Annotated in this window: 19 protein-coding genes; 13 read left to right on the forward strand and 6 right to left on the reverse strand. The window is 55.8% G+C overall.

The genetic code is table 11. The annotated features are described in order from the left end of the window. Positions 1-83 precede the first annotated feature (83 nt). The 6 genes from tig (at position 84) to D8M41_RS03035 (ending at position 5,435) form a co-directional block, all read left to right on the forward strand. Positions 84-1,388, forward strand: coding sequence for a trigger factor (gene tig, locus D8M41_RS03010; protein ID WP_126926367.1), 1,305 nt, complete (start codon positions 84-86; stop codon positions 1,386-1,388). Positions 1,389-1,459: 71 nt separating this feature from the next. Next, on the forward strand, positions 1,460-1,642 hold the full coding sequence (locus D8M41_RS03015) for a hypothetical protein (RefSeq protein WP_126926368.1): 183 nt from the start codon (positions 1,460-1,462) through the stop codon (positions 1,640-1,642). Between the two features lie 41 nt (positions 1,643-1,683). Further along, the gene (locus tag D8M41_RS03020) at positions 1,684-2,322 is read left to right on the forward strand and encodes an ATP-dependent Clp protease proteolytic subunit (RefSeq protein ID WP_006887997.1); all 639 of its coding nucleotides are present in this window, start codon (positions 1,684-1,686) and stop codon (positions 2,320-2,322) included. A gap of 16 nt (positions 2,323-2,338) precedes the next feature. Next, positions 2,339-3,013, forward strand: a complete 675-nt coding sequence (locus D8M41_RS03025) for an ATP-dependent Clp protease proteolytic subunit (protein WP_126500133.1) — start codon at positions 2,339-2,341, stop codon at positions 3,011-3,013. A gap of 377 nt (positions 3,014-3,390) precedes the next feature. After that, a complete protein-coding gene (gene clpX / locus D8M41_RS03030; protein WP_126926369.1) occupies positions 3,391-4,728 on the forward strand; it encodes an ATP-dependent Clp protease ATP-binding subunit ClpX in 1,338 nt (445 codons plus the stop codon). A 71-nt stretch (positions 4,729-4,799) separates the two neighbouring features. Next, positions 4,800-5,435 (forward strand): DsbA family protein, encoded by a 636-nt coding sequence (locus D8M41_RS03035; protein ID WP_126926370.1) that lies wholly within the window; start codon positions 4,800-4,802, stop codon positions 5,433-5,435. Between the two features lie 101 nt (positions 5,436-5,536). On the opposite strand, the gene D8M41_RS03040 is transcribed toward D8M41_RS03035, so the two are convergent. Beyond that, complete coding sequence (locus D8M41_RS03040; protein ID WP_126926371.1) at positions 5,537-7,015, reverse strand: LssY C-terminal domain-containing protein; 1,479 nt, start codon at positions 7,013-7,015, stop codon at positions 5,537-5,539. 117 nt (positions 7,016-7,132) lie between these two features. Next, the gene (valS, locus tag D8M41_RS03045; protein WP_126926372.1) at positions 7,133-9,865 is read right to left on the reverse strand and encodes a valine--tRNA ligase; all 2,733 of its coding nucleotides are present in this window, start codon (positions 9,863-9,865) and stop codon (positions 7,133-7,135) included. Between the two features lie 219 nt (positions 9,866-10,084). Between valS and D8M41_RS12065 the strand changes: the two genes are divergently transcribed. The 4 genes from D8M41_RS12065 (at position 10,085) to D8M41_RS03070 (ending at position 15,417) form a co-directional block, all read left to right on the forward strand. Next, a complete protein-coding gene (locus D8M41_RS12065) occupies positions 10,085-11,284 on the forward strand; it encodes an HtaA domain-containing protein (RefSeq protein WP_443096466.1) in 1,200 nt (399 codons plus the stop codon). 979 nt (positions 11,285-12,263) lie between these two features. Beyond that, a complete protein-coding gene (locus D8M41_RS03060) occupies positions 12,264-13,064 on the forward strand; it encodes an SDR family oxidoreductase (RefSeq protein ID WP_126926373.1) in 801 nt (266 codons plus the stop codon). A 276-nt stretch (positions 13,065-13,340) separates the two neighbouring features. Beyond that, complete coding sequence (locus tag D8M41_RS11855; RefSeq protein WP_126926374.1) at positions 13,341-14,579, forward strand: S-layer homology domain-containing protein; 1,239 nt, start codon at positions 13,341-13,343, stop codon at positions 14,577-14,579. Positions 14,580-14,682: 103 nt separating this feature from the next. Next, positions 14,683-15,417 (forward strand): sirohydrochlorin chelatase, encoded by a 735-nt coding sequence (locus D8M41_RS03070; RefSeq protein ID WP_126926375.1) that lies wholly within the window; start codon positions 14,683-14,685, stop codon positions 15,415-15,417. A gap of 133 nt (positions 15,418-15,550) precedes the next feature. On the opposite strand, the gene cobA is transcribed toward D8M41_RS03070, so the two are convergent. Both cobA and nirB read right to left on the reverse strand, forming a co-directional pair. Then, complete coding sequence (gene cobA / locus D8M41_RS03075) at positions 15,551-16,444, reverse strand: uroporphyrinogen-III C-methyltransferase (protein ID WP_006888310.1); 894 nt, start codon at positions 16,442-16,444, stop codon at positions 15,551-15,553. A 9-nt stretch (positions 16,445-16,453) separates the two neighbouring features. Continuing rightward, positions 16,454-19,141: a nitrite reductase large subunit NirB gene (nirB, locus tag D8M41_RS03080; protein ID WP_094757896.1), complete on the reverse strand. Its 2,688-nt coding sequence runs from the start codon at positions 19,139-19,141 to the stop codon at positions 16,454-16,456. A gap of 506 nt (positions 19,142-19,647) precedes the next feature. Between nirB and nirD the strand changes: the two genes are divergently transcribed. Next, complete coding sequence (gene nirD / locus D8M41_RS03085; RefSeq protein WP_006888312.1) at positions 19,648-19,986, forward strand: nitrite reductase small subunit NirD; 339 nt, start codon at positions 19,648-19,650, stop codon at positions 19,984-19,986. Positions 19,987-20,287: 301 nt separating this feature from the next. Then, positions 20,288-21,370 carry an ADP-ribosylglycohydrolase family protein gene (locus tag D8M41_RS03090; RefSeq protein ID WP_126926376.1) on the forward strand — a complete coding sequence of 361 codons (1,083 nt, stop codon included), beginning with the start codon at positions 20,288-20,290 and terminating at the stop codon, positions 21,368-21,370. Position 21,371: 1 nt separating this feature from the next. Here the strand turns inward: D8M41_RS03090 and D8M41_RS03095 are convergent, their stop codons facing one another. After that, positions 21,372-21,881, reverse strand: coding sequence for a DUF3995 domain-containing protein (locus tag D8M41_RS03095; protein ID WP_238693458.1), 510 nt, complete (start codon positions 21,879-21,881; stop codon positions 21,372-21,374). Positions 21,882-21,926: 45 nt separating this feature from the next. On the opposite strand from D8M41_RS03095, the gene D8M41_RS03100 reads away from it, so the two are divergent. Beyond that, complete coding sequence (locus D8M41_RS03100) at positions 21,927-22,361, forward strand: ABC transporter transmembrane domain-containing protein (protein ID WP_238693459.1); 435 nt, start codon at positions 21,927-21,929, stop codon at positions 22,359-22,361. 95 nt (positions 22,362-22,456) lie between these two features. Here D8M41_RS03100 and D8M41_RS03105 read toward each other — a convergent pair whose 3' ends face one another. After that, positions 22,457-23,308 carry a DUF6318 family protein gene (locus tag D8M41_RS03105; RefSeq protein WP_161970767.1) on the reverse strand — a complete coding sequence of 284 codons (852 nt, stop codon included), beginning with the start codon at positions 23,306-23,308 and terminating at the stop codon, positions 22,457-22,459. Between the last annotated feature and the right edge of the window lie 61 nt (positions 23,309-23,369).

Here is a 23,369-nt window from a genome sequence, read left to right on the forward strand (position 1 = left end):
GCTCACCCAGCGCCTTTTTCAGACACCATGAGCGGTTCAGAGAACGTTCCGCCACCGAACTACTTACGAGGAGATCAACGGACGTGAAGACCGCCGTCGAGAAGCTCAACCCGACCCTGGCAAAAATTGAGGTCGAGGTTCCTTTCGCTGAGTTCAAGCCTTACCTGGACCGCACCTACAAGAACCTTGCCGAGCAGATTAGCGTCCCCGGTTTCCGCAAGGGCAAGCTGCCTAAGCAGCTGATTGAGCAGCGTGCGGGTTTCGACTACATTGTTGAGGCTTCTCTGAATGAGGCTCTGAACGATTTTTACGCCCAGGCTCTTGGTGAGAATGAACTGTCGCCGCTGGCTCAGCCGGAACTGAACGTGCAGTCTCAGCCCAGCGTGCAGGAGCGCGAAGCTGACGTTAAGCTCACCATTGAGGTGACTGTGCGACCCGAGATCGAACTTCCCAAGTATGAGGGGATTGAAGTTGAGGTTGATGACGTTGAGGTAACCGCCGACGACGAGAAGGAAGCCCTTGACGGGCTGCGTGAGCGTTTCGGGTCTTTGAAGACTGTTGAGCGTCCCGCAGCAGATAACGACTTTGTAACCATTGACATTGCGGCCGAAATTGACGGCGAGCAGGTGGACGCTGCCAACGACCTGTCATACCAGATCGGTTCGGGCACCATGCTTGAGGGCATTGATGAGGCCCTGCTGGGCTTGTCGGCTGGTGAGGACGCAACGTTCGAGACCAAGCTTTCTGGTGGGGATCACGCCGGTGAGCAGGCTGTTATTAAGGTGAAGCTTTCCGCCGTGAAGGAGCGTGAACTTCCCGAAGCTGACGACGAGTTCGCCCAGCTGGCCTCTGAGTTCGACACCATTGATGAGCTGAAGGAAGACATTAAGAAGCAGGTCTCCGAGGCTAAGGTCGCCGATCAGGGTTCGCAGGCACGCGATAAGGTGCTGGCTAAGCTCGTTGAGATGGTTGAGATTCCGGTTCCTGAGAAGGTTATTGAGGACCAGCTGGAGCAGCACTTCAACAACCCGAACGCTGAGGCTGACCACGACACTGAGGAGCACCGCGCTGAGGTTCGTGAGAACACCAAGACCGCGTTTAAGAACGAGATGGTGCTTGATGCTGTCGCCGACGCCGAAGAGGTTGAGGTTAACCAGAACGAGATGATCGAGTACATCATCACGATGAGCTCCCAGTACGGCATGGACCCGAACCAGTTTGCTCAGATGCTGGATGGCTCCGGCCAGGCGGGTATGCTGGTGGGCGAGGTTCGCCGCTCCAAGGCTTTGGCTGAGGTGCTGAAGAAGGCCGTGGTGAAGGACTCCAAGGGTAACGTTGTGGACCTGTCCTCATACCTTGAGGACAACAAGGAAGAAGAGGCTAAGTAGCAGCCTCGTTACTCCCGCTGGCTGAACAGGCCTAACCTTATATTGTGGGCGCATCCAACCGTTAGGTTTGGGTGCGCCCACAGTATTTTAAAACTGCTGGTGAAGAACAATACTTAGCGGGTGGCGCTGGTGCGGGGTCTGTGGATTCGGCGGGCGTAACCATTCGCCCTCTGGCGAACTACGGCAAGAACCCGCGCACCAGCAGGGGAAGAGAAGGTATTGTAGTACTCAAGCAAATGTCGCGTATCCCGTAGAGGGGACAGCGCGAGCCTCCTAGTTAAGAAAAAGAGGGAATATGTCAGGCTACATGCCCCTGCCCACTGGATCCGGTAGTGCCGCCGCACGCATGGCATCCACAGCTGTTGGCAGCCAGGAAGACTATGTCTATAATCACCTGCTCAAAGAGCGTATTATTTGGCTCGGCTCTGAGGTGCGTGATTCGAATGCTAACCTGATCTGCTCGCAGATGCTGTTACTTTCGGCTGAGGACCCGAAGGCTGACATCTACCTGTACATTAACTCGCCGGGCGGTTCGGTGACCGCAGGTATGGCTATTTACGACACCATGCAGCTTATCCCGAACGATGTGGTGACAGTGGTGACTGGTATGGCTGCTTCCATGGGGCAGTTTTTGCTAACCGCTGGCACTATTGGTAAGCGTTACGCTACCCCCAATGCGCGTATTCTTATGCACCAGCCTCTGGGCGGTATTGGTGGTACGGCTTCTGATATTCGTACTCAGGCTGAGCTGATTCTTGATATGAAGAAGCGGTTAGCTGAGATCACTGCTGAGCGTACTGGTAAAACCCTTGAAACCATCCTGAAGGATAATGACCGCGATAACTGGTTTACCGCTCAGGAGGGGCTAGATTACGGGTTCTTCGACCATATTGCGACTACTGCCGGTGGACAGTTCGCTCAGGAAAGCAAGTAGGGGAGTAGTAGAAGATATGAATTACCTGCCGAATGATATTGCGCCGCAGATGCCGTCGAACCGGTATGTGCTTCCCAGCTTTGAGGAGCGTACCCCCTACGGGTACAAACGCCAGGACCCGTATGCAAAGCTATTTGAGGATCGCATTATTTTCCTGGGCATTCAGGTGGATGATGCCTCAGCTGATGATATTATGGCGCAGCTGCTGGTGCTGGAAGCGCAGGACCCGGATCGGGATATTACCCTGTACATTAACTCGCCTGGTGGCTCGTTCACCGCGATGACCGCTATCTATGACACTATGCAGTATATTCGCCCCGAGATTCAGACCGTGTGCCTGGGGCAGGCGGCCTCGGCTGCGGCTGTACTTTTGGCCGCTGGTACTCCGGGTAAGCGTCTTGCGTTGCCGAACGCCCGCGTGCTTATCCACCAACCGGCACTGAGCGGGCAGCAGGGTGGACAGGCATCTGACCTGGAAATCCATGCTAATGAAGTGATGCGTATGCGTGAGTGGACCGCTAAGACTTTGGCGTTGCATGCCGGGAAGACCTATGAGGATGTCGACCGCTCCATTGAACGCGATAACATCCTGACTGCCTCTGCCGCGTTGGAGTACGGCCTGATCGATAAGGTACTAGACTCGCGTAAGCTCAACAAACCTGCGATTAACACCCCTGAGTCTTACACCTAGAAGCTAACCCCCGGTTTTTATGCGGGGAACTGCTGACCGTGTTAAACGTGAGGGCGGCGGTCTACCTAGTAGAGCTGGGTAGGCCGCCGTCCTTATGCGTACTGTCCGCATAAGAATCACGCCGGTCTTTGAGGTAAGGCCCGTGTAACATCACTGGATACAAACGGGGACTATGCTTCAACTGCACATGCCATGTTTTCGCTCGCAGAAGTTTAAACTCGTCACATTTCGCAATCTTCGTCATACTCGCCGATAATCTACCGTAAGAGGTTCAATGACACCTCGGCGTCTGCGTTCCTGAATAATCTGCGGTAGCCTTGTAAAAGGCCCGCTGCGTACTAGGTTCGCGTGCTGTAATGGGCCTACGACGGAAAGGGATGCCCGTGGATACATTCGACACTTCACCAGGGGTACGGTGTTCGTTTTGCGATAAGCCGCGCACACCCGCGCGTAAAGTCGTGATCGGTCCCAATGTAAATATTTGCAACGAGTGTGTGGGGCTGTGCAACGATATTCTCGAAGAAGAGACGAAACGCGAGACAGCCCCCAAGGTTCGGTCGCAGCGGACTCTCGCTACGCCCCGCGAGATTTTTGATCACCTACAGGACTATGTGGTGGGCCAAGAGGACGCCAAACGCACCCTGGCGGTGGCCGTCTACAACCATTACAAACGCATCCAAGAGTCGGATAACCCGCTATTGTCTTCGCGCACCCTTGCTGCGAGCCTGGGGGAGCAGATTGACCTGGGTAAATCGAATATCCTCATGATTGGGCCCACCGGGTGCGGTAAAACCTACCTGGCCCAGTCGCTTGCTAAAAAGCTAGACGTACCTTGTGCCCTCGTGGACGCAACCACTCTCACCGAAGCGGGGTATGTGGGGGATGATGTTGAAAACATTCTGCTGCGCCTGATTAACGCCGCTGACGGGGATGTAAAAAAGGCCGAACGCGGCATTATTTACATTGACGAAATCGACAAGATCGCGCGTAAAGGCGAGAACATGTCAATCACCCGTGACGTCTCGGGTGAGGGCGTGCAGCAGGCGCTTTTGAAAATTATTGAAGGAACCGTTGCGGGGGTGCCGCCCGAGGGAGGGCGTAAACACCCCACACAGACCACCTTAGAGATTGACACGTCACATATTTTGTTCATCGTCGCGGGCGCTTTCGACGGGCTTCAGGAACGCGTGGCCTCACGCACAGCCCCCGCAGGGATCGGGTTCGGCGCGGAACTGGAGACCGGAAAAAATACTGGCTCATACCTGAACGATCTAACCCCCGACGATTTGGCACACTACGGGCTGATCCCAGAGCTGATTGGCCGCCTGCCCGTAGTAACCACACTGCAGCAACTCACTGAGGAGGAGCTGTACCAGGTACTCACCGAGCCGAAGAACGCGCTCATGAAACAATACAAACACCTGTTCGCCCTAGACGGCGTAGACCTCATGTTTGAGGAAGAAGCAATACGGATAGTCGCCCACCGCGCCGCCGAACGAAACAGCGGCGCACGCGGGCTGCGGGCCATGATGGAAAGCATCCTGCTGCCCATCATGTTCGACATTCCCGATCGTGACGATATTACCGCTGTGGTGATTACGGAGGCAGCAGCCAGGGGAGAAAGCGAACCTGCGTATGTGCTGGAGGCCATTGAGAAGCCCGCGAAACCGCGCACTCGCAAGAGCAGCACCGCCGCAAAGAAAAAGGCCGCCTAAAGGGAGAGGTCTGCATAAGTGTCCCAACGATGGGGCGCCAACGAAGCTGATACAGAAGAAAGGAAAATCCTGTGACAACTACCGTCGATTTTTGGTTTGATCCCACCTGCCCGTGGTGCTGGATTACTTCCCGCTGGATTGGGGAGGTGCAGAAAGTCCGTGATATTCAGGTGCGTTGGCACCCATTCTCCCTGTCAGTGCTGAATGAAGGACGTGACCTTGACCCCGGTTACCGTGCCATGATGGATAACGCCTGGGGCCCAGCCCGAGTGGTGGCCGCTGCCGCCCAGCTGCACGGCAATGATGCACTGAAGCCTCTCTATGACGCGCTGGGCGAGCAGATCCACCACCAGAAGAACACCGCACAAGGCGATAAATACCTGCCCGCTATTGAGGCTGCCCTGGCGGAGGCAAAACTTCCCGCAGAACTGGTGAACTATGCGACCACTGACGAATACGATAAGCCGCTGCGTGCATCAGTAGCGCAGGCCCTTGAGAAGGTTGGTGACGATGTGGGTGTTCCGCTCATTGCCATTGACGGTGTAGCGTTCTTCGGCCCTGTGCTCTCACCCTCACCCCGTGGGGAAGAGGCCGGTAAAGTGTTCGATGGTGCCGTGGCGCTGGCCTCATACCCGGGGTTCTTTGAGCTCAAACGTACCCGCACGGTCGGGCCTATCTTCCACGGCGAAGACGGTGACGCCCAGTAGTCACACCACGGTGCTTTACGAATAGGGGCGGGGTGCCCACCGGTTATGGTGGGCACCCCGCCCCTATGCTCTTATAAATATGCGCCGGCAAGGGGACGTGGCTACTGATGGATTGCCTTGCGACGTACTTTTTCGCGGATCTTCTCCAAGTTACGCAGCCTAAAATTGCGGGAGGCAGTGTAATCCACGGCAGCGTCCGAGGTGAACCCGAGCATCGCAAACACCGCCACGCCCAACTGGAAGAACAGGGAGCTGATTGTCAACGCCTCACCAGCCGCAAATACTGAGGCAGCTTGGGCTGCGAAGCCGACCACCAGCAGAAGCAGCACCATCCGCCGTGCCTTCGATGAACCCCGCAGAGTAGCCCACAGCATAAACATGTGTATAGACTCAAAAATAACCACCACTGCTATGGCCGCAACCAACGTAAAAATCATGAACGTATCACCTTCCGGCCCGTCCAGCACCTGAACCATTGCCGTATCCGAGCCCTGACCCGTCAAATTCGACACCAGTTCGTGGCGGTTCGCCACCGTCAATATCGAAGTGACTAGCTCGGCCACACTCGAAATCACCAGCATCAGCGACGCCGTTAACAGTACAATCGGCAGCTTCTCAGCAATATCGTGCGCACTGGTAAGACGCACATCTAGGGCTTCCGCATCCTGCCGCTCAAGCCCCTCGTTCCGCAGGGTCACAATCGGTAAAGCACCATCCGTCACAATGGTGTCGCCCCCGCCGTTACGCGCGTGATAGCCGGTCGAGAAATCCTTAATCACCTCAACCTCAGTCTGCGGGTAGGCGTACTGAATAGACTCCACAATATAGTCACGCTCAAAATCAGTCTGCGCGTCAATACGGTGCGTCACCTGCAAAGTGAAGAAACTAAAACCCACCCCCGAATCGTAGGTGCCAGCGGCCAGCCAGTCCACCCGGTGGCCACCGGGCAGAAGCCACCCATCGGGGGTTTTCCAGAACCGCACATGGTGGCGTTTCTTAGGGTTTCCATCAACCTCTTGCTGGTAGGCAAAGGACTGTACACGCCCAAAAATTTTCAGCGGAGAAACCGGGGCCTCCGCATACGAGCGGCGGGTAAGTGTCGACACCACAATTTTCCATGATGACGCCAAGGTCACTTCGTCGGCGCGGGACCAGCCTGCGTCCAACATGGCCTGGTGAATCTGCTCTTCAGTACCAATCAGCCCCAGGTTCACGGGGTCACCCAGCAGACCGTCGGAGGTTCGGGTGCGGCCAATAAAATAATCCGGCACATAGATGCGGCTCATAATCGCGTGGAAACGCGGTAGTGTCAGATAGGCGGTGAACCCCCAGAACACGAGCGCCAACAGCAGGCCCCACCACGAGTGAGTAAAACTTGAGGTTAGCAGCATAATGGTCAGCACCAGTGAGGCGACGCCCGCAAAAATGAAAAACGCCGTATCCGTAAACCCTGTCCAGAAGCTCTTGGGCACAATATCCTGATACTCGCCACGGTGCTCAAGATCACCACGGTACACTGGCGGTCCGGCAGGTGCAGGTTCGGGCACGGCACCGTCAGAATCGCCTTGGGCGGTAGTCATGAGCGGCTCCTGTCTCTTAGGCTGTCGGGGTTACAGTATGGGGCATAAAAGCGCCGAAGCACCGGGACGTAAAACCCCGATACTTCGGCACTTTATCATGTATCACTTGCGGGTGTGCTACTGTTCGGTGTCCTCAGGCACCAGCTCAAAACCGCTGACCGTAAGCTCACCCTCAGACTCAACGAACACCAGTTCGTGGGCGTTCGCTGCCGCTTTCAGGTCATCCAGCCCCAGCGTAATACGCCCCAGCTTCTGGGCGGGGGCATTCACCTGGGCGGTCTTCACCTCGGCACGTTGCTTCACCTTGCGGTCGCTCTTCTCCTTACGCAGACGCCCCAGGGCCTCGGCAACATCGGGAAGAATCTGCTTGAGGTTTTCAATCTGATCGGGGTTTACATCAGCGAGTACCCACTGCGCCGAAATACCGGCGGTCGGGTTATTCGCGCTGTAATCCGCCAGCAGAGCACCCTCAAGAACCGGCAGAGCCTGCGGCCAAGGTGCGCGGTGCACACTGCCCGCGCGCCACCACGACCAAATCTCTTCGGTCACAAACGGCAGGAAGGGCGCGAAGAGCCGCAGCAGCGCATCCAGGGTGGTGGCGAGAGCCGCCAACACGGAAGCCTGCTCGGTCTCACCGCGAGCACCGTAGGCACGGTCCTTAATAAGCTCCACGAAATCGTCGGTGAAAGACCAGAAGAAGCTCTCCGCAATCTGGAGGGCACGAGCGTACTCGTATTTCTCAAAAGCTGCCGTTGCTTCCTCAACCAAGTAGGCTAGGCGCACAAGCAGGGAACGGTCCAGTGCATTCGTGAGAACCCGCCCCTGCGCCTGTGAGGTAATCACCGATTTCTCGGTAGCACCCAAATTCAGCACGAACTTTGAGGCGTTGAGAAGTTTAATCGCTAGGCGGCGGCCGATCTTCATCTGACCTTCGTCATAGGCGGTATCAGCACCCAAACGAGCCGAAGCCGCCCAATAACGTACCGCATCCGAACCGTACTTATCGAGCACATCGTGCGGGACAACAACATTGCCCTTAGACTTCGACATTTTCTTGCGGTCGGGGTCAAGAATCCACCCCGACAGCGCGGTATTGTACCAAGGCACAGAGGACGCCAGGGTCTCGGCGCGCACAGCGGTGGAGAAGAGCCAGGTACGAATAATATCGTGTCCCTGCGGGCGAAGATCCATCGGGAAGGTCTTTGCGTGCAGCTCAGGATCTGTGGCCCAGCCGGTCGCGATTTGCGGGGTGAGTGAAGAAGTAGCCCATGTATCGAGAACATCCGGGTCGGCAATAAATCCGCCGGGCACACCACGCTGGTCTTCCGAATATCCGGGGGCAGCCTGCGAGGCCGGGTCCACCGGAAGCATATCCTCAGTCGGCAGAATCGGGTTCTCATAATCCGGCTCACCCTCAGCATCAAGCGGGTACCACAGCGGGAACGGAACGCCGAAGAAACGCTGACGGGAGATCAGCCAGTCGCCGTTAAGACCTTCCACCCAGTTTTCGTAGCGGCTGCGCATAAAGGAAGGAACCCAGTTGATTTCGCGTCCGCGCTCAATGAGCTTTTCGCGGCGCTCGGCGTCGCGACCACCGTTGCGAATATACCACTGGCGTGAAGCCACGATCTCAAGGGGCTTATCGCCTTTCTCATAGAACTTGACGGGGTGCTTAATTTTTTTCGGCTCACCCTCCATCTCGCCAGCTTCGACAAGCATCTCAACTACGGTCTTCTGACCGGTAAAGACGGTGGTGCCCGCCATACGTTCGTAGCGTTCGCGGCCTTCGGCAGAGGTAATCCATTCGGGAGTTTCGCGGGAGAAACGGCCGTCACGCCCGATGAGGGCACGGGTCGGAAGCTGCAATTCGCGCCACCAGGTAACGTCGGTGGTATCGCCGAAGGTACAGATCATGGCGATACCTGCCCCCTTATCGGGCTGGGCCAGCGGATGTGCTTTCACCTCAACCTCAACACCGAATAGGGGAGAAGTCACCTTCGTGCCGAAGAGCGGCTGATACCGTTCATCATCGGGATGCGCCACCAGCGCCACACAGGAAGGCAGCAGCTCGGGGCGGGTGGTTTCAATCCAGACTTTTTCGCCGTTTTCGCGGTGGAAACTAATACGGTGGTAGGCGCCGTCGCGTTCCTTATCTTCAAGCTCGGCCTGCGCTACGGCGGTTCGGAAGGTAACGTCCCACATGGTCGGTGCCTCCGCCATGTAGGCGTTGCCTGCCTCAAGGTCTTTGAGGAATGCAAGCTGCGAGACTTTGCGTGAATGTGCATCTATGGTGCGGTAGGTGTGGGACCAGTCGACGGAAAGCCCCAGGGTTGTGAAAAGATGCTCGAAAACTTTCTCGTCTTCAACAGCGAGTTCTTCACACAGCTCGATGAAGTTATTGCGTGAAATACGCGGCCATTTTGCCTGGCTGCGGTCGGGTTTGGGCGAGCCATCGGCCTTGAGCGGAATCAGCTGGCGAAAATCTGGGTTATCGGGAACGGAAGGGTCGCACAGCACACCGTAGTAGTTCTGTACGCGACGTTCGGTGGGCAGGCCGTTATCATCCCAGCCCAAAGGATAGAAGACATTCTTACCGCTCATACGCTGGTAGCGGGCGATGACGTCGGTTTGAGTGTAGGAGAACATGTGCCCCACATGGAGCGAGCCGGATGCGGTCGGCGGTGGGGTATCAATCGAATAGACCTGTTCGCGCGTCGTGTTCTCGTCGAAGGCATAGGTTTTCTGCTGTGCCCAGCGCTCGGAGAGTTTCTCTTCGAGGCCTTCGAGCGCGGGACGATCAGGAACGTTAATCTGTGCGGGCGAGTCTGAGCCCTGAGTATTTTCAGCCATAGGGGCTATTTTCTCACATTTAGTAGGTGGCAGCAGGCAAAACCACGCACCCTGCTGCAGGCTTCGGCTGTGGGGCCTGTGAACCGCACCTTCAAGCAGCAGTGCAAGAAAATAAGCAGTACCGCTTTATTTAGAAAATAGGATAACCTTAGTATCTAGCTGTGATGCGCTAAATCAGCGACCGTGACAGCGCACCATCATGTCGAAGGAGATTTTTCTGTGATTATTAGAGCGCAACGTCCTGCTGCACTGCTGGTAGCAGCAGCCTTGAGCGTAGGTACACTCGCCACCGTACCCGCGGCAACCGCCGTTGAGCAGGCCCCTGCGGCGGTTGTGACCGATGCAGTTAACCCCGCCGCGAATTCCCAGGTGATTCAGAACGCCACCATGAACTGGGGACTGAAAAAGTCCTTCCGTGATTACCTGGCCAAGCCTGCGGTTGGCTCACGTATCGAGACTACCAACGGTCTGGCGCGTAATGCTGACGGCACCTTTAAATGGTCTGCGGGCACCGGCACCTACCAGAACGGGTCTGGCACTATCAATTTCCCCGGCACTCTGCATATCACCGGCCACCACGGGAAACTTGATATGACTTTCACAAACGTCCGTTTGCAGTTGAACGGGCGCGAAGGCAAGCTTATCCTTGACGGTTCCTCACTAGATATGCAGGGCAATAATCACGTGTTTAAAGACACCGAGTTCGCTACCGTCGACACCAGCTCGGTTCGCGTGAACGGATCCACACTCACCCTCAATAATGCCGCTGTAACCCTCACTCCGGCGGGTGCTCAAGCATTCTCCGGGTTCTATAACAAAGCCGAGGAATACAGGTTTGACCCGCTTACTGTAAACGCCGGGCTGCGGGGAACTCATGCAGTGTTCTCAGATGTTCCTGAGGGGGCCGCCTTCTACACGGAAATCCAGTGGTTCGCCCAGCAGAAGATCACCACCGGGTATCCAGACGGCACGTTCCGCCCGCAGGGAAATGTTGAACGTGGCGCGATGGCTGCTTTCTTCTACCGCATGGCGGGCTCACCCGAATACACCGCACCGGCCACCTCAAAATTTAGTGATGTTCCCACCACCCACCCCTTCTACAAGGAAATCTCGTGGATGCGTGATCAAGGCATCACCACCGGCTACCCTGATGGTACGTTCCGTCCCAATGCGCCTGTAAACCGTGACGCAATGGCGGCGTTCTTCTACCGCGCCGCTGGCTCACCCGCGTACTTAGCGCCCGCCCAGTCCCCGTTTGCAGATGTTTCTACCAACAACCAGTTCTATAAAGAAATTGCTTGGCTTGCCGACCGGAAGATTAGCACCGGCTGGCCCGATAAAACCTATCGCCCGGGCAACGCCATTAATCGTGACGCAATGGCTGCTTTCATCTACCGATACAAGCACCTGAACCGCTAGCAAATAGAGAACGCACAAAGAATCTGCACGTATTGGGGCGGCGTTTCACTTTTGGGTGGGCCGCCGCCCTCTGAAGAAGCCGCAGCATCACAAGAATAAGAGGAGAACGCCTGATAGTAGGGGAGCTGTGCAGAAAATCTGGGTGATGGTGGTTGCATCTCTTCCGCCAGTCACAGAAAGAGGCGTAGGATTAAGGTATCTGCCGGGACAACGTAAGGGGGTTCCCTATGTATAGTTTCGAAATTACGCTACTTATCGTACATGCAGCAATTGTTGGTTTCTGCCTGTGGCATTTGACCACACGCACCCGCTATAGCGAAGCTCGCCTAAATTTCGTACTACCGCTTATTCTGTTTGTGCCGGGCACTGGGCTTCTCTACCTATTGGCTGCTCGGGCCGGTACTGTACCTCCAGATTCTACTAAAACCGGAAGCAGCTCACGGCATTTTGAGCATCGCTTGGGGTTTCGTGACGGGGAACGCTCCAAATGGGGTCTGCCGCGCCGTAAAAAGTAACCCAGACCGTTAGTCGCTAGGTATACTTTGCGCACTGTTGCGGAGACGGAGGTTCTCTCAAAAGTTCTAATGGTATAGATAGCCGGTTTAGCTATTTAAATTTTTTTTGGGACATCAAAGAGGTTTTAGCAGATACATTTAAATGAGTTTATAACCAACACTGAATCTTGGTGGAAATGGGAGTATAAAAAATACAGCCCATACCATCTGAAATGTCTATTTCAGTTTTAGGATGTACGCCTATAAAAGTGCAAAAGGCGCACATATTTCGCCCTATACTGTTGACTGAAGACGCCCAAATCTTGAAACACTCTAATTCATAATCTCACTCACATCTGCAAAAATCCCCACACATTTTCCCACCTCAGTGTTTAGTGGCGCACGCTTTATACGGTGAGTATAAAAATCACTATTAGGCGTGTAATATTCTGCGCCACACAACCGCCAGCTGTACCCTTAAAAACATGATGGAACCTACACCTATGCCCGCAAACCCTTTCGCCCCCAACTCACAAGCCGGTAAAGTTGCTGTTGTTACCGGTGCTTCCAGCGGCATAGGCCGCGCCACCGTCCAACAGCTCACCGCCACCGGCTGGAACGTGTATGCTCTAGCACGCCGCGCAGAACGTCTCGCGATTCTTGAAGCCGAAACCGGTGCGCACCCTGTTACCTGCGACGTCACTGATGAAACCGCCGTAAGGGCCGCGGCCAAGAACATCCTCGCTGAAACCGGTGGTCGTGTGAACGCTCTCGTCAATATTGCCGGGGGAGCGATTGGCCTTGACCGCGTGGCTGACGGCAGCCCGGAAGACTACCTGGCCATGTACCGGGTTAACGTGCTCGGTATCCTCAATACTGTGCGGGCGTTCATTCCGACATTACGTGCCAGCGGTGAAGGGAGCATCCTTAACCTCACCTCAACCGCAGCAGAAGGTGGCTACGAAGGAGGGGCGGGGTACAATGCCGCCAAATTCGGTGCGCGCGGTTTGACTGAGGCCCTGCGCCTTGAAGAAGCCGACAATAACCTGCGGGTGATTGAGATTCGCCCCGGCATGGTGCACACCGAAGAGTTCTCCCTCAATAGGCTCGGCTCAGCTGAGATGGCTGCAAAAGTGTATGAAGGAGTTGAGAAACCCCTGGTGGCCGAAGACGTTGCCCAAACCGTCGTGTTCGCCCTGAACGTCCCGCACCATGTGAACCTTGATTGTATTACCCTGCGCCCCGTTGCGCAGGCCAGCCAGTTCAAGGTTATCCGTAATAAATAGGCCGTACCCACGGCCCAGTCACGGGCCTGCGGCGGCGAATTCATGGCGCTGCCACAGGCCCGTTTTATGCATAAAACTACTAAAAGATATCAAAAATTGAGATTATTGTAACAAAAATGCTGGAATCCTCACATCCGGTGCACGGAAAACCACCACGCGCATTATTCTTGAAATGTCACCGGTACGACCGTATGCCCCGCACACAGGCACTACAGCATACCTAAAAACTGAACTGCAGCGCGCGGAGCATACACTAACACAAAGAGGTTACGCACCATGCGCTACACTACACATGCCAACATCCAGCACAACCATACCGGAGTATTACACAGACGGGGTCACCGTATCTGTATAGCGACCGCAGCTGTACTCCTTACCGCAAGCACCAGCATCCTCACACCCACACCACTACTGGCATCCCCCACCCAGCAGGTACCGGCCCCAGCGGCCCAGGCTGCCACAACAAACAACGACCACGCTATTACTAACGGCACGATCAACTGGGGAGTGATGCCCGCCCTCCGCGAGTACGCCTCCAACCCTTACGTTTCAGCAGTATTGGACCTCACCGATGTCACCCATAATGACAAAGGCGAATTCATCTGGAAGAACGGTACAGGCAGCTACACCAACGGGTCAGGAACAATCATGATTCCAGGTGTACTCAGCCTGCGCAGCAACCACAGCCAACTCAATATGCGTTTTAGCCGTGTACGAATAACCATCAGTGACGGTGGAGCCTCCGGCAAAATCACCCTCGACGCAACCATTTCCACACTAGATGGGCAGCGTAAAACCTACACAAACGTGGATTTCGCCACCATTAATACCGAGAACCTCAAAGTGGCTGATGGGCGCATAAGCCTCGACAAAGCCCCACTGACCATGACCGACGACGGCGCTCGCATCTTTGACGGCACCCAACTGCTGCCACAAAACCGGGAGCTAGACCCGATCACCCTTAACGCCCCACTGACACACCCCACATTCTCCGATGTTCCGGCCGGGTCACATCTGCAACCAGAAATTGAATGGTTAGCGGCGAGTGGTATCACCACCGGCTACCCCAACGGAACCTACCACCCCCATGAGAGCGTGGAACGGGCCGCTGTCGCAGCCTATTTCTATCGCCTAGCTGGCTCGCCCGCTGTGACGCTGCCCCAAGAATCCCCATTCATTGATGTGCCCACCGATCACCCCTTTTATAAAGAAATCGTGTGGTTGCACCGCCGCGGCATCACCACCGGTTACCCCGATGGTACGTTCCGCCCCAATGCGCCTATAAACCGTGATGCGCTGGCGGCATTCTTCTACCGTGCCGCGCAGGAGCCAGACTATACGCCACCGACAGTCTCACCCTTTGCCGACATGGCTCCACATGACGGGTTCTATAAAGAAATTGCTTGGATGCACAGCCAGAATATTGCGCACGGCTGGCCTGATCGTACCTTCCGTCCGCTGCAGCCTGTGCAACGTGACGCAATGGCTGCATTCATCTACCGTATGGTTCGATAACAGTCCTGCGCCCCTTTTCACGCCGAAACCTGAGGGATACACGGTAAAGGACCAGTCTACCTTTACGGGTGCCTGCCAGTTGTCTTCTCAGTAGAATCGAGATATGAAAACCATACATATTTTGGCCACTGCGCACGGCACCGACTCTGCTGAAGGTCGCGCTGCCATCAACCTAGTTCGCGTCGAACTGGACGATATGCTGAGAGCTCACGGCGGCTCTCAGCATACGCAGTATCAGGTACACGAGGCGTATGTCGATGTGCAATCCCCAAACGTGGATGAGGCAGCGCTTGCGTTACCCAAAGAAGAGCTGTGCGTTATCGTCCCGATTCTGCTCTCAACAGGGTTCCACACGCAGGTTGATCTGCGGCGCGCTGCCAAAAATAGTGGTATTGCACAGGTGCGTATCGCTGAACCTCTAGGGCCAGATGCTTCCCTGGCCGCGTTACAGAGGGCACGCCTAGAGCAGGCAGGCTGGTCGCCGGGGGCCGGGATGGTGGTGCAGGGGTCGGCGGGATCTTCCCGGCAAGACGGCAGGGAGGATATGAGTCAGGCCGCAGCGCTGCTTGAAGCTGAACTGGGGGAACCGGTGCGTAACGGCTTCGTAGCCGCCATAGACCCGAAACTGGCGGATCTGGCCGAGACAGAACAGCCAAGTTTCGCATCCCCCTATCTTCTGGCAGAGGGTTTTTTCGCGGGAAAGATGCGCCGTGATATTGAACGCGTCAGCCCCGGCACAACCGTCGCAGCTCCGCTGGTGAACTCGCATGATACGGCCTCAGCCCGTATTATTGCCACGTGTGCACTGAACCGTGTGATGGAAGCGCTCAGAAATTAGCCGCAGAGGCACAAAGAGGCATGCAGAAGCCCCCGCCACTGGAAACCAGGACATCCAGTAGGCGGGGGCTTCTTCCACAACGGCCACACCCTAAAACGGATGCGCCGAAGGCAGATACGAGCACCTAAACGGGTTATGAGGTGCTTTGCGCCCTGAGCTTTTCGTGCACTTCACTCACGAATTGTTGCTGGTCATCGCGGGCGTAGTACACCACCTCTCCGATAACGGTAATAGCCGGAGCTTTTACTTCCGCACAGTCTCGCCCGGAGTTTTCGAGAGTGGTGATTGTAACTCGTTCAGCGTCGGAATAGCCGTTCTCTATGGTTGCCATAGGGGTATCGGCGCTTATCCCGTGCGCAGTCAGTGCAGCAACGGTATCAGGGAGGGTGCGCACACCCATGAGAAGCACCACGGTGCCATTAGCCCGCAGGGTTGCCACAAGGGTATTCACTTCGGCCTCGTTCAAACCAGAGTGCCCAGAGACCACCGTAAAAATGGACGATACCTTCCGCAAGGTCACGGGAATAGCCGCACGTGCCGGAACCGCTACTGCGCTGGTAATACCGGGGATAACCTCAGCATCAACCCCAGCCGCGATACACGCATCTAGCTCTTCTGCCCCACGCCCATAGACGTATGGGTCACCACCCTTGAGCCGTACCACGGTTTTACCCGCGAGCGCATAATCAATCATGAGCTGCTGGATACGTGACTGCGGCACCGCGTGTTTGCCAGGCACCTTACCCACATCAACGATAAGAGCGTTTGGGGAGTACTTGGCAAATTCTTGCGGGGCTAAATGGTCCAGCAGCACCACATCGGCTTCACCGAGGGCCCGTGCAGCACGCAGGGTCAGTAAATCAAGGGCACCCGGCCCGCCCCCAGCGATATACACCTTACCGGGTGTTTCCGCACGGGGGCCAGGGGAAGGAACCTCACGGTCGGCGGAGCCGATAGAGCTGCCAGCCAGGACCTCGTCAATCGTTGCAAATTCGCGCGGCGGAAACGGCGGAATTTTAGGTGACATGGGCGGTCCTTAGGCTTGTGCCGGAACGGGGTTATGCGCGCTGGGCGGGCCGACCGGGATTTTCGCACCGGTCACCAGGACCGTGTTGCCTTCGCCCTTCTCAGCTGCAGCGATTTCCTCGGGCGTTGCGGGGCGGATCTGTTCACGCTCTAGTACAAACAGGTGTGCGGCCTCATCGCTGCCATCGGGCTCGTTAATGAAGGCGCGGAAACGGCGCAGACGGCGCTCGTCCTTGAGGGTGGCAGCCCATTCGTCCTGGTAAGAATCTACGTGGCGCTGCATATCACGTTCCAGATCCTCACAGACGCCCAACGAGTCATCAATGAGTACTGATTGCAGGTGCGCTAAACCGTCGCCGTGCTCTTCGTCAAGGTCTTCGAGCCAGCGGGCGGTGCGCTGCAGCTTATCCGCCGTGCGGATGTAGTACATGAGGTAACGGTCGATGTAACGAACAACTTCTTCGCTGGAAGCATCCTTAACAAACAGGCGCCCGTGCGCGGGGTTCGCGCCGCCGTTACCGCCAAGGTACAGGTTCCAGCCGTTGGTGGTAGCGATCAGGCCCACGTCTTTGCCCTGTGCTTCGGCGCATTCACGGTTACAGCCGGAGACACCGAACTTGAACTTGTGGGGTGAACGCAGGCCGCGGTAGCGATTCTCCAACTCGACGGCCATACCCACCGAGTCTTGAACGCCGTAGCGGCACCAAGTTGAGCCGAGGCAGGATTTAACGTTACGTAGCGACTTACCGTATGCCTGACCGGACTCGAATCCGGCATCGACAAGACGTTCCCAAATGTAGGGCAGCTGCTCCAGCCGGGCACCGAACATACCGATACGCTGGGCACCGGTGATCTTGACGTAGAGGTTGAACTCGTCCGCAACGGCGGCAATGACGGCTAGCTTCTTAGCAGGAATTTCGCCTGCGGGGATGCGTGGCACAACCGAGTAGGTACCGTTCTTCTGCATGTTTGCCAGGGCACGGTCGTTGGTTTCCTGTATTCCACCGCGACCGGCATCGAGCACGTAGGAGTTGCGGAAAGATGAAAGGATTGAGGCGACCGTCGGCTTGCAGATAGCGCAGCCGTCGCCGCCGTGCCCGAAGCGTGCAATGACCGAATCGAAGTCGTCGAGGTTGGTCAGGCGTACCGCTTCCGCAAGCTCTGCACGGGAGAAATCGAAGTGCTCGCACAGCGCCTTAGAGACGGTCATACCCATCTTCTTCATCTGCTGTTCGAGGGTTTTCTGCAGCATGGGCACGCAGGAGCCGCACTGGGTGCCAGCCGTGGTGCATGCCTTCAGTGCTGGTACGTCGTGGTTACCGTCAACTACTGCCTGACGAACTTCACCGAAGCTAATGTTGTTGCACGAGCAGAGAATGGCGTCGTCGGGCAGCTCGGTATCGGGAATACCGTCGCCGCCTCCCGCTGCGGTGAGGTACACATTGGGCTCTGCCGGAAGTTCTCGACCCAGCAGCGGCTTGAGGGAATCGAACGGAGCGGTATCTCCCACGAAAACACCGCCGAGGAGAGTCTTGGCGTCGCCGCTGGTCACGATCTTCTGGTACATGCCGCGCGCGGGGTCTGCGAAGAGAATTTCGAGGCAGCCTTCCGTGGTGCCGCGGCGGTCACCGAAGCCTGCGACCTGTACGCCCGAGAACTTGAGTTTCGTGGCGATATCGAACTCTTCGACCTGAGCATCTTCGTTGCCTTCGAGCAGATTCTTGGCGACCGCATCTGCCATTGCGTTGGCGGGGGCAACCAGACCCCAGGTTCGTCCAAGTACGCAGGCTACTTCGCCGATAGCCCAGATATGCTCATCGCTTGTATGACACGCATTATTGACGAGAATACCGCCGCGTTCGCCAGTCTCTAGTCCAGCGGTGCGTGCCAGCTCATCGTTGGGGCGAATACCTGCTGCGAAGACCACGAGGTCTGCATCAATCTGGTGAATAACAGCTTCGTCCGAGGTGGAATCTGCTACGGAAACCGAGATAACCTCGCCTGAGGCATCTTTATTAATAGCAGAGATAAACGCGCCAGTTTCAATGTCGATCCCGGTTGCCTTGATCTGGGCGTTGACCGCGTAACCGCCGCCCTGATCGACCTCCACGGAGAGAAGCCAGGGGGCAACATCAAGAATGGTGGGTTCAGCGCCGAGATCTTTGAGTCCTTCCGCGGCTTCCAGCCCGAGAAGGCCTCCGCCGACGACAATGCCGCGCGGGGCACGCCCGAGTTTAGTCTGCAGCCGCTCAACTTCGGAGACCATGTTTTTAACATCGTCTGCGGTACGGAATACATGGGCGGAATCTGCGTTGGGAATCGGGATGCGCACCGCGCTTGAACCGGTGGCGAACACGAGCACATCGTAGGGGTAGTCTACGCCGTCTGAACCTTTAACGATGCGTGATTCACGGTTGAGTGATTCGCCGCGGGTGTTGCTGACCAGATTGATCGTGGACTCGTCCCAGAGTGCCGGGTCGCCCAGGGTAAGGTCTTTGTTGGTGTCTTTAAAGAGCTGCTCGATCGCAACGCGATCGTAGGGGATGTATGGTTCATCGTTGAGAACGGTAATGGTGTCAGAGGCGCGTCCGGCATCCTGAGCGCCTTCATGATAGGCACGTACGAAACGCCACGCGGCGGGGCCTGCGCCAACAACGAGTATATTACGGCCTGATGTTGCAGTGGTGTGCTGCGACATGTTTTTCCTTCCTGGTTTTATGGTGCGTGTGACTGCGGCAGGCGCGCCCACTGGGGTTGCCGTCCTAGTATGTGGGAGTACCAATGTTCGGCATGGAGTAAACCACAGCGAGTGTGGGAATGTGTGGTTTTCTTGGGGGTGTCTGCGTCTCCATAGAGGTCACAACTTTATATTACACATAACGCAGGTGAGAAAGGTGTCCTTAGTGCTGTTTTGAAACAAAATTTCTATAAAAAATCCTTGATTTTGTGCGGAAATATTGGGTGTTTCTGACCCTAAGAAGAAAGAGGTTTAGGTAAGGCTAAACTAGCTGGAAAATAGAGTGATGGGTACTTTTGCAAGCTAACGGGAGTCATATTTTTTTATGTTGTGTTTTTGGTGTAAAATCCAAATGTCGCACATATCTTATGCTGTCCTGCTGGCTTGCTAAGAATCCCGCTGAAATGTACTGGTAGCGGTGTACTCTATATAAGCTGCGCAGGGCAAGCTGATAGGAAGGAAACCTCATGGGCACACAGGCTCCCGAATCCCTCTCTACCCGCATCTGCGCTGAAACTGACCTCGAAGAGAACTGGGGCGAAGTTGCTCTTGTGGAAGGTCATCAGTACGCAATCTTTAAAACCAAGCACGGCTACTACGCCTGCGACCACCTCGACCCTAATAGCGGTGCTCTCGTTATTGCTCGCGGCATTGTGGGGGAGAAGAACGGGCACCCAACCATCACCTCCCCTCTGTATAAAGAGGTGTATGACCTCACCACCGGTGAATGCGTCTCGGGTGCTGATTACACGATTGGCGTGTACCCCCTAGAAGTACGTGACGGCGAGGTTTTTCTCATTCACTAAAACATTCGCGGCACCTACCGGAAACTCAATAATGCATATACCTTCACTGCCGAGGTAAAACCGTGCACGTGTGGCTAGTAGACGAGGCGAAATACAACGACGTAGAAGCCGCAGGGCCTAAATCCCTGCTGTTCACCCACCTGCCCGAACGGATGTGCGTTACGGCGTGCATGTGGTTTGGTGAGTGATAGGTGCTGCTAGCCGCACTGTGCATATCTTTTTGCCCCGCTTTACCTTGCGCGTTTTTGAGCGAGTGACGATAAAGTGGTAGGTAATAACACCGTTTAAGTAGGGGGTGCCCGTGACAGAGCAGAGCGTAAACACCGGGGAACGCGAAAGCCGTATTCGCGGTATGGTCTACGGATTGGCTCTGGGAGATGCCCTAGGGTACCCCGTAGAATTTGAGAATGCCCCAGCCGTCACGGGGATCAGTGGAACACTCATCATTAGTGACGATACCCAAATGAGTCTGCATAATGTGGCGGCCCTCCAACAGATAGTGCGGGCATACGGCCATAAGCTGCGTTCACCGCGGCTCGATACAGGATTTCACAATGCTGCCCGCCGTGCCTTCCTTGACGAATATGTGCTCTTCGGGACTAGCGAACATAATAATCGGGCACCCGGCAACGCCTGCATGAGCTCCATTAATAACTACCGCAAGAATCCGGCTATTGCATTTACCGGCAAAGAACCCGCCTACGGGAACGACAGCAAAGGCAACGGAACAATCATGCGCTCCGGCTGGCTGGGGGCGCTACCGTTCGACCGGGAAACGGCAACAGTGCTGAGCATACTCCAATCCGAAACTACACACGAGCATATACTCGCCGCAGTCTCGGCCGCGTTTTTCACCAACCTTACACATCGTATCCTGAGCGGGCAGCTGGTGCGGCGGGAACAGATTTTTACGGCCGCCACCATTATTTGCGGTGAACTGCAGAACCTTGTTGAAGGGACACCTTTTGCGTACCTGCAGCCGGGCATAATGCTCGTACAGCAGGCGGTGAATAATATTGAGCTGTCGTGGGCAGACCTCATCTGTGCGCTGCAGGGCGGAAGAAACCCTAACGCCTTTTTCGGTGAAGGCTGGGTGGCTGAAGAAGCCCTCTTTAACGTTCTGGGAGTTTTTAGCGCTTTCAGAAGCCCGAAAGACGGCATACTGGCGCTGGTGAATACCCCCGGAGATTCTGACACGATTGCGGCAATTGGTGGGTGCCTGTACGGGGCTTTTTGGGGGTATGAGACGCTCTGCACAGCTTTTGACCGGGACATAGAACAGGAGCTTGAACCACTGTACCAACCCGCACTGGCAGAAGCCGTGCATCTTCTCAATGCCGGTGCGCAGACCCTTGCGGCGGCAGATACGCTCAGTATCCCCTGACTTAGGCTGCCGATACTTTCTGGCGGCGAGCGCGTGAGACGAATAACGCCCCGCACAGCAGCAGTCCCCATATGAGGAAAAGGGGACTCCATAAGTAGGTGTGCCCCGCGATGATTGGATTATCCAGGGAAGCTTTGCCAGTTACTACACGCTGCCACCCCGCAAAAGTTCCACGGCCGCCCCAGCCTATAAGCACTATAGAGCCCACCCAAGAAACAATGCGAACCCACGCGTGCGCAGGTGGTCGTAGATGGTATATAAGCGGCACAAGTGCGCCCGTAACTTTGGCGATAAACACGGCCGCCAGTAAAAACCGCACCGGCACGTTGCCCTCTTGCTGTAGTTTGACAGCCATCGGTCCCACGGTATCTAACAGCCACATCCCGCCGCACATCCAGTAAAAGCTGGGTGCGGCGTGCAATAGACCTGCAATGGCTGCCCCAATAAATAGTGGTGTGCCGGGAGGTTGCGTGCGGGTTTTCTTCATGCCCTCCAGTTTAGAAGTCGTCACCTCTTCCTGCTAGAGGGAAATATAAATATTGCGGCACTGTCGGGAGTGGCCGCGATCTGGCCCTATATTGTGCTGACCCGCCTGGGGGTGCTACCTGCTGCACATGGGGAAGCTATTGATAAATCCGCTGTGCTGGCACAAGTCAATGAGCTAATGGTGGCTTTTGCCATACAGCTTTTCCTATACGTCCTGGCTTTAGCAATTATTCACTTCGCCGATGTGAAGTTCCGCGGGCACCTGCAGCAGCGTATCCTCAACCACCTGGGGCGGGCGCCGTTGAGCTGGTTCTCAAACCATGCTTCGGGTAGGGTGCGTAAAGCGCTGCAGGGCGATACACAAACCCTGCACACCCTCGTGGCACATCAACCGGTCGAGATGGTAGCAGCGGTCGTCACTCCGCTCTCGCTAATGGTGTACGCGTTTATTTTGAATCCCTGGCTGGGGCTGCTCAGTATTGCCCCCCTGCTGCTATACCTTTAGCACGTTCTTCCTATGGCCCCGAAAAGGTGCCCTGTCAGCTAAAACTGACAGGGCACTTTTAAAGGCCGCGGAAGTTGCCGTGTACGGTTATCGTGCTAGACAGGACCGCTTGATGAGGTCGATGCAGATTCGGGTGAATTCTTCTCCCCAGAAGCACCTTGGGCATAGATTTTCGGGTATTTCTCTTGGCAGTAGCTGTTGGAAATAAGCCGCCAGTTCCCATCCAGATACACCATAACGAGACGAACTGAGCGCTCCTTTGCTGCTACTTTTTGCTCCTTAGTCTCCCCATCCTTTTTGGAAATGACAGTGAAATCTGGGGTTTTTGAAATGCAATGGAACAGGACAGCGGGTGGGGTATCTTCTAGCAGCACTACCATCTTGCGCACATCGTAGGTGTTTTTATACCCAACAGCCCACCTCGTAGGGTCGCGCCGCATGGTGTTGCTCGCTTTAGTCTCCTGCATTTTTTTATCTTCAGATACGATCACCTGATCATAGATGCTCTCATCGCCACCATCAGACATGTAATCTATTGTGGCTACTGCAAACAGCGCCGCCTGGTAAGCCCCTTCAAGGGTTTTCTCTTTATATTTAGGGTCAAGCACGGGCTTGGGCGGGTTCTGCGGCGGGGTATCTTTTGTGGCTGGCTTGTAGTTGGGGGAGTCCTCAAACTTGGGCTCCATCGTCTTTATATACTTGGCGAAGTCTTCTGTGCTTTCGCTGGTGGGAGACGGCGAAGCAGACGTCTCAGACGATGACGAAGAGGAGCTGCTGGGGGAGGGGGAAGCCTCGGAGGAATCGGAGCTGTTTTCATCTCTGGGGGAGGGAGAAGTCGCTGCAACTGTTACGGATGAGCATCCGGCAAGCGCGCTCACCCCAAGAATTCCGAGACCGGCTAGTACATTGCGACGGGAGGCTATGCGCTGGGTTGGTTGGTAGCTCATATCTGATTCTTTCGGTGGTGGGCAGTATAACGCCAATGTGATGCGCTACCTACATCATACA

This window comes from Rothia sp. HSID18069 (assembly GCF_003989155.1).
GTDB classification, from domain to species: Bacteria; Actinomycetota; Actinomycetes; order Actinomycetales; family Micrococcaceae; genus Rothia; species Rothia aeria.